This is a genomic window from Moheibacter stercoris (assembly GCF_040545805.1).
Lineage (GTDB): Bacteria > Bacteroidota > Bacteroidia > Flavobacteriales > Weeksellaceae > Moheibacter > Moheibacter stercoris.
Genome location: NZ_JBEPMO010000002.1, coordinates 253,861 through 267,910 on the forward strand (window position 1 = coordinate 253,861; position 14,050 = coordinate 267,910).

Annotated in this window: 13 protein-coding genes; 11 read left to right on the plus strand and 2 right to left on the minus strand. The window is 35.1% G+C overall.

Features of this window, described 5'->3' with window-relative positions:
- Positions 1-30: 30 nt before the first annotated feature.
- Together ABID46_RS03085 and rpsO are read right to left on the minus strand one after the other, a co-directional pair.
- Entirely contained in the window at positions 31-2,193 is a 2,163-nt protein-coding gene (locus ABID46_RS03085) for a polyribonucleotide nucleotidyltransferase (RefSeq protein ID WP_354506951.1), read from the minus strand.
- A gap of 184 nt (positions 2,194-2,377) precedes the next feature.
- A complete protein-coding gene (gene rpsO / locus ABID46_RS03090; RefSeq protein ID WP_354506953.1) occupies positions 2,378-2,647 on the minus strand; it encodes a 30S ribosomal protein S15 in 270 nt (89 codons plus the stop codon).
- A gap of 158 nt (positions 2,648-2,805) precedes the next feature.
- Here rpsO and ABID46_RS03095 point away from each other — a divergent pair, with 158 nt between their 5' ends.
- From ABID46_RS03095 to ABID46_RS03145, 11 genes are all read left to right on the plus strand, one after another.
- The gene (locus tag ABID46_RS03095) at positions 2,806-3,360 is read left to right on the plus strand and encodes a hypothetical protein (RefSeq protein ID WP_354506955.1); all 555 of its coding nucleotides are present in this window, start codon (positions 2,806-2,808) and stop codon (positions 3,358-3,360) included.
- Between the two features lie 88 nt (positions 3,361-3,448).
- Complete coding sequence (gene ubiE / locus ABID46_RS03100) at positions 3,449-4,177, plus strand: bifunctional demethylmenaquinone methyltransferase/2-methoxy-6-polyprenyl-1,4-benzoquinol methylase UbiE (protein WP_354507045.1); 729 nt, start codon at positions 3,449-3,451, stop codon at positions 4,175-4,177.
- Positions 4,178-4,207: 30 nt separating this feature from the next.
- On the plus strand, positions 4,208-4,924 hold the full coding sequence (gene porT / locus ABID46_RS03105; protein ID WP_354506957.1) for a type IX secretion/gliding motility protein PorT/SprT: 717 nt from the start codon (positions 4,208-4,210) through the stop codon (positions 4,922-4,924).
- A gap of 267 nt (positions 4,925-5,191) precedes the next feature.
- Positions 5,192-6,055: a prephenate dehydratase gene (locus ABID46_RS03110; RefSeq protein WP_354506959.1), complete on the plus strand. Its 864-nt coding sequence runs from the start codon at positions 5,192-5,194 to the stop codon at positions 6,053-6,055.
- Positions 6,056-6,069: 14 nt separating this feature from the next.
- A complete protein-coding gene (locus ABID46_RS03115; protein ID WP_435529315.1) occupies positions 6,070-7,158 on the plus strand; it encodes a chorismate mutase in 1,089 nt (362 codons plus the stop codon).
- A 4-nt stretch (positions 7,159-7,162) separates the two neighbouring features.
- The gene (gene rsgA / locus ABID46_RS03120) at positions 7,163-8,086 is read left to right on the plus strand and encodes a ribosome small subunit-dependent GTPase A (RefSeq protein WP_354506962.1); all 924 of its coding nucleotides are present in this window, start codon (positions 7,163-7,165) and stop codon (positions 8,084-8,086) included.
- 26 nt (positions 8,087-8,112) lie between these two features.
- A complete protein-coding gene (gene dtd / locus ABID46_RS03125) occupies positions 8,113-8,565 on the plus strand; it encodes a D-aminoacyl-tRNA deacylase (RefSeq protein WP_354506963.1) in 453 nt (150 codons plus the stop codon).
- Between the two features lie 21 nt (positions 8,566-8,586).
- Positions 8,587-10,479 carry a DUF3858 domain-containing protein gene (locus ABID46_RS03130; RefSeq protein WP_354506965.1) on the plus strand — a complete coding sequence of 631 codons (1,893 nt, stop codon included), beginning with the start codon at positions 8,587-8,589 and terminating at the stop codon, positions 10,477-10,479.
- Positions 10,480-10,490: 11 nt separating this feature from the next.
- Positions 10,491-12,437, plus strand: coding sequence for a DUF3858 domain-containing protein (locus ABID46_RS03135; protein WP_354506967.1), 1,947 nt, complete (start codon positions 10,491-10,493; stop codon positions 12,435-12,437).
- A 4-nt stretch (positions 12,438-12,441) separates the two neighbouring features.
- Complete coding sequence (locus tag ABID46_RS03140; RefSeq protein WP_354506968.1) at positions 12,442-12,768, plus strand: nucleotide pyrophosphohydrolase; 327 nt, start codon at positions 12,442-12,444, stop codon at positions 12,766-12,768.
- 21 nt (positions 12,769-12,789) lie between these two features.
- Complete coding sequence (locus ABID46_RS03145; RefSeq protein WP_354506970.1) at positions 12,790-14,019, plus strand: 3-phosphoshikimate 1-carboxyvinyltransferase; 1,230 nt, start codon at positions 12,790-12,792, stop codon at positions 14,017-14,019.
- Positions 14,020-14,050 lie beyond the last annotated feature (31 nt).

Below are 14,050 nucleotides of genomic sequence, written 5' to 3' on the forward strand. Positions count from 1 at the left end.
GCTTTTCATACTTAAGTATAAACAACTGAATTATTCAGCAGGCTTATTATTTTCAGATGGTTTGTCTGTTCTTTCTGGTTTTGGCAACAAAGCTTTTCTTGACAATTTCATTTTCTTTTTGTCGTCATACCCTAAGAATTTCACTTGAATTTTGTCTCCTAAATTCAACGCTTCTTCTACTGTATTCAAACGCTTGTGTTCAATTTCAGAAATGTGAACCAATCCTTCTACTCCTTTGGAAATTTCAACGAAAGCTCCAAATGGTTTGATGGATTTAACCACCGCGTTATAGGTTTCCCCAACTTCAGGAACAAAAGCAATTTGCTTGATACGTGCGATTGCTGCATCGATCTTCGCTTGATCAACACCTGCGATTTCAACACGACCTGCATCTTCTGTTTCTTCGATTGCGATAACCGTTTCGGTTTCTTTTTGTAATTCTTGGATGATTTTTCCACCAGGACCGATTACTGCTCCAATGAATTCTTTTGGAATCATTACCACAATCAATTTCGGTGCATTTGGTTTCAATTGTTTTCTTGGCTCAGAAATCGTTTTCATCATTTCACCTAAAATATGTAAACGACCTTCACGCGCTTGATCCAAAGCTTGCTCCATAATGTCCATTGTCAACCCTTGGATTTTGATGTCCATTTGACAAGCCGTAATACCTTTTGAAGTACCTGTCACTTTGAAGTCCATATCACCTAAGTGGTCTTCATCTCCTAAGATATCAGACAATACAGTGAATTTCCCTGATTTTTGGTCAGTAATCAATCCCATAGCGATACCTGAAACAGGCGCTTTGATTTCAACACCACCATCCATCAACGCTAAAGTTCCTGCACAAACGGTTGCCATTGAAGACGAACCATTCGATTCTAAGATATCAGAAACGATACGAACTGTATATGGATATTCTTCTGGTAAAATATAGGTTAAAGCTCTTTGTGCTAAATTTCCGTGACCTACTTCACGACGAGAAGTTCCTCTCAAAGGACGAGCTTCACCAGTTGAGAATGGAGGGAAATTATAGTGTAAAAAGAATTTTTCATCGTGTTGCGAAATTACGCTATCCACCATATTTGCATCTTTAGAAGACCCTAAAGTTAAGGCAGTCAAAGATTGAGTTTCTCCACGTGTGAAGATTGCAGAACCGTGTGTTCCTGGCAAATAATCAACTTCTGACCAAATCGGACGAATCGTTTTTGGATCACGACCATCTAAACGAATGTTTTCGTTCAAGATCATTTGACGCATTGCTTCTTTTTCTACGTCGTGGTAGTATACTTTTGCAAATGGCGTAACGCGTTCCAATTCCTCAGGATCGTTTTCATATTGCGCTAAAAATTCTTCTAAAACTGCTTTGAATTTCTCGCCTCTTTCTTCTTTTCCTGAAGGTTGTTTGGCTACTTCGTAAACTTTATCGTAACATTCTTTCCAAACCTTCTCACGAATTTCTTCGTCATGCTCTTCATGCGAATATTCGCGTTTTGGAAATGCTTTTCCTACTTTTTCTGCTAAACGTTCTTGCGCTTCAATTTGCTTTTTGATTTCTTCATGGGCAAAACTGATCGCTTCCAACATTTCTTTTTCGGTGATTTCTTTCATTTCACCTTCTACCATCACAATGGATGTTTTGGTAGCACCCACCATAATATCCAAATCAGATTGCTCCAATTGTTTGTATTCAGGGTTGATCATCAATTTTCCTCCGATTCGAACTACGCGTACTTCTGACATCGGTCCATTGAAAGGAATATCGGTAATGGCGATAGCAGCTGAAGCTGCTAAACCAGCCAAATCATCTGGAATGGATTGTCCATCATACGAAATAAGTGAAATCATCACTTGAACTTCTGCGTGGAAATCTTCTGGAAACAATGGACGCAAAACGCGGTCCACCAAACGCATGGTTAAAATTTCTTGATCGGAAGGTCTTGCCTCTCTACGGAAAAAGTTTCCTGGAATTTTACCTCCTGCATAAAACTTTTCTCTGTAATCTACCGTTAACGGTAAAAAATCCACACCTGGATTTGCTTCTTTGTTTGCAACTACGGTTGCGAGTAGCATCGTGCCACCCATTTTTACTACAACAGATCCATCGGCTTGTTTCGCCAATTTCCCTGTTTCTAAAGTGATTTCTCTGCCGTCTGCAAGAGTAATCATTTCTGTGATTGCTTGTGGAATCATCGTCTTTATTAATTAAATTCGTCTGTGAAAAAGCCGTTTGCCTTTTCGGTTTATTTATAGTCCTTCTATAATTTCGTTTCAAAAATCAGAAAAAAATCAATTCAAATCCTGATTGAATCAAAAAATAACAAGAATAAAAAAAGGCAATCTTGCAATTGCCCTTTTTATGAGATTTCTTTTCGAATTATTTACGAATTCCAAGTTCTGCGATAATCGCACGGTATCTTTCGATATCCTTGTTTTTCAAATAGTCCAATAAAGCTTTTCTTTTACCTACCAAACGAACCAACGCTTTTTCAGTGTTAAAATCTTTTCTGTTCACTTTTAAGTGCTCAGTCAAGTGGTTGATTCTAAAAGTAAATAAGGCAACTTGCCCTTCTGCAGAACCAGTATCAGCATTTGATTTCCCGTGTTTTGCAAAAATTTCTTGTTTTTTCTCTGATGTTAAATACATTCCAATATTGTTTTAAATGATTATTATGTATGCGGGTGCAAATGTACAAATATTTAACTAAGTAGAAAAACTTTATCTATTTTCTAAAGAGAATTGATGATGAATTTCGGTAAATTTGCCAGGAAATTTAGCATTCTTACAAATTTAACATAGGCAAAATGAAAAAGAATCCAACTATTTTTGGACTGATTATAACAATAGGAATTGTCGCTATATCTTACCTTATTTATGCTTTATTTCTAAATAAGAAAGATAGTTATCTCATTGCGAACCCTTCAGAAAAGTCAATAGAATTATTTATCGATGATAAACCGTTCGTAATTGCCCCCAATCAAATCACACCAATCGAACTTAGTCCTGGTAGACATTCTTTGAAATTTCAGCAAGAAGGACAACAAATTGATACGGTATTTGAAGTGAAATTTCACAATGGTTTGATCAATCCGACCAAGTCAGATTACTATATTTTCACTCGACCTTATGGAGCTGGTAGAAATCGAGACTCCTTGTTTACGTCCCAAACATTAACCATAGATGAAAAAGTTTTCTACGGAAACATCCAACATCAAAACTCTTTATACATTCAAGGTTTTTATTATAATCTAGATCAAGATTACCCAAAGGTTTTCATGAACAAAGGAGAAGATATTGATGTTTCCAAAATTTTCTCCAAAGAAGATTTCAAACAATTCTATTTTGAAAACTACGAATAAGAAGAAAGTCAAAATGGAAAACATTGGATTTCATCATTTCTAACCGCTAACTCCTTATTTCTAAATTCTAAATTTTACCTTTGCAACCATTATGAGTAATGTAAAACCGTATTCCGATTCCGATTTATCAAAAAAGAAGCAAGTTGAACAAATGTTTGACAATATTTCGGACAACTATGATTTATTGAATCGAATTTTATCAATGGGAATTGATGTAAGTTGGCGAAAAAAAGTAGTGAAATCTGTCCAAAAGGCAAAACCTTCCACAATTCTAGACATCGCTACTGGAACAGGAGATTTAGCCATCGCAATGGCAAAAGCTACCGATGCGAAAATCACTGGCTTTGATTTATCGGCAGGAATGTTGGAGGTTGGTCGCAAAAAAGTTAGCGAACAAAATTTAGCCAATCGCATTGAAATGATTCAAGGAGATGCAGAAAATATGCCGTTTGCTGATCATTCTTTTGATGTCATTACGGTTGCATTTGGTGTACGTAATTTTGAGAACCTTTCCAAAGGCTTAGATGAAATTTACCGTGTGTTAAAACCAGGAGGGAAATTCATTATTTTGGAATTTTCTCAACCAGAATCCTTTCCAATGAAGCAATTGTATGCTTTTTATTCAAAAAACATTTTGCCTAAAATCGGAAAACAAATATCAAAAGACCAAAGTGCTTATACCTATTTGCCAGATTCTGTGAAAGCGTTTCCTTATGGTGAAAAAATGAAAAATATTTTAAAAAGTTCAAATTTTGTGCAACCATTCGATAAAAAACTTACTTTTGGAATCGCAAGCATTTACGAGAGCTTAAAATAAAACACACAAAATTTCGTTAAGGAAAAGTATATGAAAAAATTATTTGCAATACTACTGATCTCTATAACCGCAACATCCTTTGGGCAATTTCGTCCTAGTTCTGAGAAAACATGGCATCGTGAAGAATTTGACGAAAGACAATTTAGTTGGGGGTATTTTTTGGGGACAAACTTAATGAGCTTCAAAGTGGTTCCTGGTGAAGAAGGAGTCAATGAACAAGGAATGATTTACCTACGACAAGAAAACAAAATGGGATTTTCTGTCGGATTAATGGGAAAAGTGAAATTGCATGATAATTTTGATTTGAAAATAGAACCAGGAGTTCATTTTGCTGAAAGAAGTCTATATTTCGGGAATGTTGCTTCTGAAACAGATAGCGTGAGAGCCGTAAAATCTACCTATTTAGATGTGCCTATCATGTTAAAAATTCATGGAGATCGTTGGGTGAATACTCGTCCTTACGTACAAGGAGGTTTGGGATATACCATGAACTTGCAATCCAACGAGAAAAAAGAAGAAGATAACCAGGACGCAATGTTCCGTATGAAGACGCATAATTTCAACTGGCAAGTTGAAATGGGAGTAGAATTGTATTTCAGCAAATTCAAATTAACTCCATCCATCAAAGGATTGTTCTTCTTCAACAATGAATTGGTTCAAGACAATCCAGACACGCCACCTTATTGGGCAGGATCGTTGAAATCACTTTCTACAAGAGCCTTTGTGTTCTCACTTAAATTTGAATAATATTCATTTCAAACAATACCGAAAGACTGAATTACCTTCAGTCTTTTTTTATTTCCTCATTTTTAACAAAATAATTTTTCCCATGTAATTTTTTTTTTTCACATTTGACCATTGAAAAATTAGAAATGAACAATTCATTCAACACATCTTTTTATTACTTCTTTTGGCCTTTGGATCAGAAGCGGTAAACTATGTGGTTGAAATTGATAATATAACAGAAACCTAAGGTCCCGCAGAAATGTGGGACTTTTTTTATTGCATAAACTTATGAAAATCGTCATTCAAGGAACAAAAGGATCTTACCATCATCAAGCAGCAGCAAAGTTTTTTGCTGAAGACGCAACAGATTTATTGGAAGTAGAGAGCTTCAAAAAAGTCGCTCAAACAATCTATAAATTGCAAGCAGATTATGGTTTAATCGCAATTGAAAATACAATTGCGGGTACAATATTGCCCAATTATTCCTTGATTTCTAAATACGATTTAAAAATTGTAGGCGAAGTTCATCTTCCCATTCAGCATCAACTCATGGCTTTACCAGGAACAAAATTTGAAGACATTGTAGAGATACAATCTCATCCTATGGCCATTTTGCAATGTGATCAATTTTTGGAACATCATAGCAACATACGAATTGTTGAAACCTCTGACACGGCAACAACTGCAAAAAGAATTAGCGAACAAAATATACAAAATGTTGCCGCCATCGCCTCTACCCTTTCTGCAGATTTATATGGATTGGAAATCATCAAACCCAACATCCAAACCTTTGAAAAAAACTTTACGCGCTTTTTTGTCGTTGCTAAAGAAGCTTCTACTCCAAACAAATTTGACAAAGCATCCATATTGTTTACAACACCGCATCAAAGTGGATCACTCGCAAGTATTCTTAACGAACTCGTATATCTCAACATCAACATGGAAAAAATTCAATCGGTTCCTATTATGGATAAACCTTGGGATTACGCCTTTCATGTCGATATATCCTTTGATGATATGGAAGATTTTCATTTGCTGATGAAGCGAATTGAATTGAAAACAAATTACCTGAAAATTTTAGGGCAGTATAAAAAAGAAAACAAAGCTGATTGCCAATTGAAAACACAAGAAAATCACTCAATCATTTTATAAAATTACCCTTAACTTTGCATATTATGAAAGCCAAACAGTCTTGGATCAACCAATTTGATAAACCCTTAACAATAGCGGGACCTTGTAGCGCTGAAAGCGAAAAACAAATGTTGGAAATTGCCGAAAGATTGAACAAAGAGTATGTTCAAATATTTCGTGCTGGCATTTGGAAACCTCGAACCAAACCCAATTGTTTCGAAGGAGTTGGTGCCATTGGTTTGAATTGGTTAAAAAAAGTAAAAGACGAATTCGGATTTAAGATTGCCACCGAAATCGCCAATGCCAACCATGCAAAATTAGCATTGGAATACGATGTTGATGTTTTGTGGATTGGTGCGAGATCTACCGTTAATCCTTTTACTGTCCAAGAAATTGCTGAGGCTTTGCGTGATACAGACAAAATTGTTTTGGTGAAAAATCCAGTTAATCCCGATTTGGATTTATGGATTGGAGCAATTGAAAGACTTCAAGCACAAAACATCCAAAACATTGGAGCTATTCACCGAGGATTCTCCACATACAAAAAAACACAATACCGAAACAATCCTCAATGGCAAATCGCTTTGGATTTCATGGACAAAATGCCTGAAATTCCGATGATTTGCGACCCTTCACACATTTGTGGAAATAGAGAAGGATTGTTTGATGTTTCGCAGCAAGCCTATAATTTTGAATACGATGGTTTGATGATTGAATCGCATAACAATCCAGATGAAGCTTGGAGCGATGCAAGTCAACAAATTACGCCAGAACGTTTGTTGGAAATTCTTCAGAAATTAGAAATCCGTAAAAGTGATGATGATGGAACTTTCTACCATTCTCAATTGAATCGCTTACGAAATGAAATCGATGAAACCGATCAAGCTATTTTGGAAGCAATTTCGCAACGTATGAACATTGCCATGCAAATTGGTGAATTGAAAAAAGAACACAATGTGGCTGTTTTTCAACCCGAGCGATGGAAACAAATTCGTGAAAATTCCGTTCGTGAAGGATCAAGATTAGGATTGTCAGAAGAATTTGTAGACAAAATGGTCAAAGCCATTCACCAAGAGTCCATTGCCCATCAAAATTCGATCATGAACAAAGAAAATTCCCTATAAATTAATGAAAGGACGCGTCACCAAATCGACTGGTAGTTGGTACACAATCCGCGAAGATTCTGGAAAAATGTACCAAGCTAGAATTCGTGGGAAATTTAGATTAAGCAACATTCAACATACCAATCCTATCGCGGTTGGCGATTTTGTCGATTTTGAAATTGACAAAGATGAAGCTGCTGTAATTACTAAGATACATGAACGCAAGAATTACATCATTCGTAAGTCAGTCAACCTTTCCAAAAAAACCCATATCATCGCCTCCAACATTGATAGAGCTTTTTTGGTCGTAACAGTTGACAATCCTAAAACCTCATTTGGTTTTATTGACCGATTTTTGGTGACAGCAGAGGCTTATCATATTCCCGTAACCTTGGTTTTCAATAAAATGGATGTTTACGATGAGTATTTGATGGAGGAAGTTGAATTCTACCAAAAAACCTACGAACGAATTGGATATGAAACCATTCAGATTTCAGCGCAAACGGGTTTCAACATTGACCAACTTAAAGAAAAATTAAAAGATATCACGAGTTTGGTTTCGGGTCATTCAGGAGTTGGAAAATCAACCTTAATGAACATTCTGAATCCAAATTTGCAGTTGAAAACTTCCGTCGTTTCAGACTTCAATCAGAAAGGGCAACATACCACAACCTTTGCCGAAATGTACGAATGGCCATTTGGCGGATTTTGTATTGACACACCAGGAATCAAAGAATTTGGATTGGTTGAAATGGACAAATATGAAATCCAAAATTACTTCCCTGAAATTCATGAAATTCGAAGTAATTGTAAGTTTGACAATTGTTTGCATCTAAATGAACCAAAATGTGCAGTTCAGGATGCAGTTGAAAAAGGGGAAATTTCCCCTACCAGATATGAAAATTATATCGGATTTTTGGAGGAAATTAATGAGAATACTTTTTCCTAATTTCAGGAAAACGATGGAACGTAAACATGAGGGTAGTTTTACAACGAGTACAGCACGCAAGTGTAAAGGTAGAAGGCGAAATAATAGGGCAAATCAAAACGGGAATTTTAGCTTTGGTTGGATTTGAGGAATCCGATTCCCAAGAAGATTTTGATTGGATGATCAACAAAATCATTCAACTGAGAATATTTCCAGATGAAAAGGGTGTGATGAATGTTTCCCTTCAAGATATGGAAGGTGAAATTTTGGTGGTAAGTCAATTCACACTTCATGCTTTGACCAAAAAAGGAAATCGACCTTCCTATATAAAATCCTCACCTCCTCAAATTGCCATACAGCAATACAATCAATTTCTGGAATTACTCAAATCCAAATACAATCACCCAATTCAAACAGGAGAATTTGGCGCCGACATGAAAGTTGAATTACTCAATGATGGCCCAGTCACCATTTGTATAGATTCCAAAAACAAAGAATAAAAAGCATTTTCCCCAAAACACATGAAAAATTTATTGACATTATTGACCCTTCATTTTCTATTTATCGCATTTGCCCAAAACTTTACTGCGATTGGTATTCCTGAAGAATTAAGTAAAAATGCCTACGCGGTCATTAGGAAAGATGAAACAATCGTCAATTTTTTGGCTCCCAACAAAGTTGAACGTAAGAAAGATTTCATCATTACCGTTATCGATCGATCGGGAATTGATTATGCCCAAGCGGTTGAATTTTACAGCCCTCAGATGAAAATCAATCAGTTGGAAGTTACTTATTATGATCAATGGGGAAAACTGATCAAAAAATTCAAAGAGAAAGATTTTTTGGACCAATCCTATATTCCAAATGGACAAATGTATGCAGATTACAGAGTGAAATATTTGAACTATGTCCCAACACAATATCCTTTTACGGTACACATAAAATCTCAAATTACCAATACAAGTACATGGATTCCGAGTTGGACTCCCTTGACGCGTGACCATGTTTCCATTGAAAGTTCAACTTTCACCTTGAACAATCCCAAAAATTTAAAAATTCATTCCAAAGAATTGAATTTAAAAGAATACGGAATCGCTTCTCAAAATCCTAGCGAATCAAAAATTCATTATGAATTAAAGAACCAAAAACCGCATGCTCTAGAAGATTTGATGCCAGTCTACTCCCAAATATTTCCCAATGTAGAATTTTCTGCAGAAGAATTTGAAATAGATGGTGTGAAAGGAAAATTTTCCAATTGGTCGGAAATGGGCAAATGGTACAACCAATTATTATCTGGTACCCAAGATTTGACACCAAGTCAAAAATCATTTTTTCAGAATTTGGTGAAAGATGCAAAATCTGACAAAGAAAAAGTTCAAATTTTGTACAAATACTTGCAAAATAAAACGAGATACATTGGGGTTCAATTAGGAATTGGTGGATTAAAACCATTCCCAGCATCCTATGTAGAATCGAAATCCTATGGAGATTGTAAAGCCTTAACCAATTATATGCAATCCATTTTGGATGCAGTTGGGATTAAATCCTATTATACTATTGTACAATCTGGGAGAAGAGAAGATTTTCACACCGATTTTGCGAGCATTGCCCAAGGTGATCATGTGATTTTGTATGTACCATTGGAAAATGAAGATATCTGGTTAGAAACAACAAGTCAACAAGCGGCTTTCAATTATTTGGGAAGTTTTACCGACAATAGAAATGTATTGGTGATTTATCCGGAAGGTGGAAAAATCATGAAAACACAAAAATTTCCCTATCAAAACAATACAGAAAAAACAACTGGAAAATTTGAAGTTCTACCGGACGGAAAAATGCTAGGCCAGTTTGAATCTGTTTTTGGAGGACTACAATACCAACAAAACATGAGAGTTTACTTTGAACCAGCAAAAGATCAACGCAGAATTTTGATGTCGAGATATTCTTCTTTGCCCAATTTAACCATACAATCCTATGATTTGAACAATAATTGGGAAGAAGCATTGTTTACACAAAAATTAGAATTGGAATCTCAACAATTTTCCAAACTATTTGGAAATAATATGACGGTAAACATTTTGCCGATTGGTTCCTTAAGCAGTTCCTTAAAGAAATCCAATTCGAGAAATTATCCGTTTGAAATCCAATATGGTAGTTTAGATGAAATGGTTTTTGAATTAAAAATTCCAAATCATTACAAAATGGATGGCGTTTTTGAGCCCATTGAGTTGACTACGGAATTTGGTTCTTACCAATTATCCTTGCAGCAAAATTCGGATCAAACTTTCACAATCACCCGTAAATTAACCATCAAAGAAGGCGTTTATTCAAAAGATAAATTCAATGATTATGTTGAGTTTAGAAGAAAAATTGCTTCATTTGACAACTCAAAAATACTTTTAGAAAAAATTTAAATCCCTATCAGATGAAAAATGTATTTATCTTTTCTGTTCTATTTTTAGGCATCCACTTAAATGCCCAAGACAACCGTTTTGGAAAAGTAAGCAAGGAAGAATTATCAAAAGAAAAAAGTCTTATTAATTCCGAAGCTTCTGCTGAAATTCTATATGAAAAATTGGATGTTTTACTGGAATTAGATCCAATCGAAAAAAAATTCATCGTTAAAAAAGAAGTAGAAGGACGTATCAAGATTTACAACAAAGACAATACACCCGATAAATTCTTAAATCGTGAGGTTTCTATTTATACGCCAAGTTCAAACCGTGAAAAAATTACAGGACTTAGAGCTTCGACCTATAATTTAGTAGGTGGAAAAATTGAAGAAACTAAGGTAAAAGGAAGTGACATTTTCACTGAAAAAAATAACAAATATTGGGAAACTCAAAAATTTGCCTTTTCCAATGTAAAAGACGGTTCTGTAGTAGAGTATAAATACACCATCACTTCGCCATTTTATCGTGAAATAGATCGTTGGTATTTCCAAGATATAGTGCCGGTAGTTAGTAGCCAATATAAATTTATCTATCCGGAAATTTTCACTTATAGTCCAGATATGAGAGGAGAAATTAGAGGAAGATCTTCCTCCAATACTCGCCCAGTTTCCAATATGAAATACAATAATAATATTATTGAACATACTTACACCAACGTTAAAGCTTTGGATAGAGAACCATATGTCCTAAATTCCAACAACTTAAAAGCCTCTATACGCTATGAGTTGATGATGTTTAGTTTCCCTGGTTTTATCACAGAAAACTATTCGGCTACATGGGAACAAATCGGAAAAGATTTAAACAATCACGAAAAAATTGGCAAACAATTAGCTGGAAATAATTTCCTTGATGAAACAGTTCTATCTATTGCGGGTCAACATGCTGGACAATTGGAAAAAACAGAAGCCATTTTCAACTATGTGAAAAATAATTTCTCATGGAACAATTTCAATTCTATTTATGCTGAAAATGGAATTAGAAGCACCTTTAAAGACAAAACAGGAAATGCTGCAGATATCAATTTAACCTTGGTTGCCATGTTGCAAAAAGCTGGAATCAATGCCAATCCAGTGGTTTTAAGCACCGTAAACAACCTGATCATCAATTACTCTTTTCCTTCTGTTTCAAGTTTGAATTTCTTAATTTCGGTTGCTGAAATCAATGGAAACTTATACTTAATGGATGCTACAGAAAAATTAAGTAAAATCAATATGTTGCCAATTCGTGATTTGAATCATCGAGGATTCCGTATCATGAGCAATGGGACGATCAAAGAGCTTTCCTTGACCAATTATGCATTGAGTAATATCAAAAAAATTATCAATTGTTCATTACATGCAGACGGATCAATCACTGGTACTTATTTTGAAACAAAAGACGAATATTTCGCGATGAGTGATAATATGATGAAACGTCGAGATGCAAAGGAGTTTGAGAAATCCTATTTAGAAGATTATAGCTTTGACGTTGACAATTTCAAAATAGATGAAAACCCAACCAATGGAATGGTGCGCTATAGTTTTAAATTTGAAAACGTTCCTTCTGCAGATGTTATGGGAAACAAAATGATTTTGAATCCAACCTTATTTACCCAATTAATCAATTCAAACTATCATTATGAAACAAGAAATTATCCATTGGAATTTGGAACTGCCTTCAATAATTCGTCAACCATCAAAATAAAAATTCCAGATGGATATAAAATTGAATCCATGCCACAAGACAAACAATTTGTTATTGAAGGTCAACAAGCTGGATATGTATACAAAATTGAAGAGAAAGATGGATTTATTATTCTCAATACAGTAGAACAAGTTGCCCAAAGCATTTTGCCACCATCTTATTATAAATTGATGAAAGAATTTGAAAAAAATCAAATCAATGCAGAAGCGCAACAAGTTGTTTTGGTAAAAATTTAAGAAAATGAGCATAGAAATATTACAAAAAGACGTAGATCAATGGATTCAAAATCATGGCGTTCGTTATTTCAATGAATTGACCAATATGGCGCAATTAACAGAAGAAGTTGGAGAAGTTGCACGAATCATTGCAAGACGGTATGGAGAACAATCAGAAAAAGAATCTGACAAGCAAAAAGATTTAGGAGAAGAATTGGCCGATGTTTTATTTGTTGTTTTATGCTTAGCCAATCAAACAGGAGTTGATTTGCAATCGGCTTTTTATAAAAAATTGGACATTAAAACACAGCGTGACCATGACCGTCACCAATCCAATGAAAAGTTGAAATAAATCAGATTGAACGGTAGTAAAATGCAGAACACAGATTCCATTTTGAAATTAAACAAACGAACGGTCAAAGAAAAGGCCAGAATCAATATTGCCGGTTCCAAAAGTGAGTCCAATCGTTTGTTGATTTTAAATGCCTTGTACCTGCATACCATCCAAATCGATAATTTATCGGACGCAGAAGACACACAATTGCTTGAAAAGGCATTAAAAAGTTCAGAAATACTCATCCACATTCACCATGCAGGAACTGCGATGCGTTTTCTCACCGCTTATTATTCCATTCAAGAAGGAAGGGAAACAATTCTTACTGGTTCTGAACGTATGAAACAACGACCGATTGGAATTTTGGTCAAATCGCTTCGTGAATTAGGTGCAGACATTCATTATTTAGAAGAAGAAGGATTTCCTCCACTGAAAATAATCGGAAAGAAATTGACAAAAGATCGAATTGCTATAGCTGCAAATACTAGTAGTCAATATATTTCTGCTTTGCTTTTGATCGCACCCAAACTTCCAAATGGATTGACCATCGAATTGACGGGAACCATCACTTCTCTACCCTATTTGATGATGACGGTAGAAATGATGCGAACTTTAGGTATACAAATTGATCAGATTGGAAATCAATTTATAGTTCATCCGTTCCTTAAAATGCAATCTCAAAAATTCGTGGTAGAATCGGATTGGAGTTCAGCATCTTATTTTTATTCGTTGGCTGCGATTGGAGAAATTCATCAATTGGCGCTTACAGCTTTCAAAGAAAATAGTTTACAAGGAGATTCAAATTTGATTGAGATTTATCGAACTATTTTCGGAGTGGAAACCAAATTTCATGAAAATGAAATTCAACTTACCAAAATTCCCGATTTCCCATTGCAAGATTTCGAATTGAATTTAAATGCAACACCAGACATTGCGCAAACGATTGTGGTAACAGCTGCCGCATTGGGATTAAAATGCAAGCTAACCGGATTGAAAACTTTGAAAATAAAAGAAACCGATCGGATTCAAGCGCTGCAAAACGAATTAGAAAAATTCGGTGTACAAACAAAAACAACTGATTCTACGTTGGAAATTACAAGTTTTGAAAAAATCGCTGAAAATCCAAGAGTCAAAACCTATCATGATCACCGTATGGCGATGAGCTTTGCTCCTCTTGCATTGCTTCAGGATTTGGAAATAGAAGAACCTGAAGTTGTAGAAAAATCCTATCCCAATTTCTGGGCAGATTTTGATAGCATAACATTATAAAAAAAGCCTTGATTTCTCAAGGCTTTTTCAT